Source organism: Thermoanaerobacter sp. CM-CNRG TB177, assembly GCF_018588165.1.
GTDB classification, from domain to species: domain Bacteria; phylum Bacillota; class Thermoanaerobacteria; order Thermoanaerobacterales; family Thermoanaerobacteraceae; genus Thermoanaerobacter; species Thermoanaerobacter thermocopriae.
In genome coordinates this window covers 1-809 of sequence record NZ_JAFCAC010000057.1, presented here as the reverse complement: position 1 = coordinate 809, position 809 = coordinate 1, and the positions used below count along the sequence as shown (strand labels likewise).

Annotated in this window: 1 CRISPR repeat array. The window is 32.4% G+C overall.

Annotated elements, in window-relative coordinates:
- Window positions 1–2 precede the first annotated feature (2 nt).
- Window positions 3–689: direct repeats of the CRISPR family, unit length 29 nt; unit sequence GTTTTATCTGAACTATGAGGGATGTAAAT.
- Between the last annotated feature and the right edge of the window lie 120 nt (window positions 690–809).

Genomic DNA, 809 nt, shown 5'->3' with positions numbered 1-809 from the left:
CGGTTTTATCTGAACTATGAGGGATGTAAATTAAATATAATTGCACAAAATCACCAGCCTGCCATCCGTTTTATCTGAACTATGAGGGATGTAAATTGCTTGAAATTCATTTGCATTAATCAACACTTTAACTTGTTTTATCTGAACTATGAGGGATGTAAATGACGAATACGCAAAAAAGTACAAAGTTACTAAAAAAGTTTTATCTGAACTATGAGGGATGTAAATTGCTGGACGGCAGGTTAAGATACTGGAATTCTTCACAGTTTTATCTGAACTATGAGGGATGTAAATCGTAAGGCATAGCCTCAAATAGGTCTAATACTCGGCGTTTTATCTGAACTATGAGGGATGTAAATACCGCCAACGTACGGCATAAGTTCAAATAAATCTAAGTTTTATCTGAACTATGAGGGATGTAAATGCAATAGAAGAAATACTTGATAGTTTAATAGAAAACGTTTTATCTGAACTATGAGGGATGTAAATCAATAATGATGTAATCCTCTAAAACTTCATACCCTTGTTTTATCTGAACTATGAGGGATGTAAATTTGACTATATAGCAGCATACCGACAGCAATAAATCCCATGTTTTATCTGAACTATGAGGGATGTAAATCAACTTATTCACACTTATCCACAACGCTATTTTGCTGCGTTTTATCTGAACTATGAGGGATGTAAATTTAAATTGATAACGTATATAAGTTGTGTCTGTTACTGTAAAAGTCAATATATTTTTGTACAAAAAGTGGAATATAATTTTGTACAAAAAATGTACTAAGATGCATTCGAAGAACTGTTAA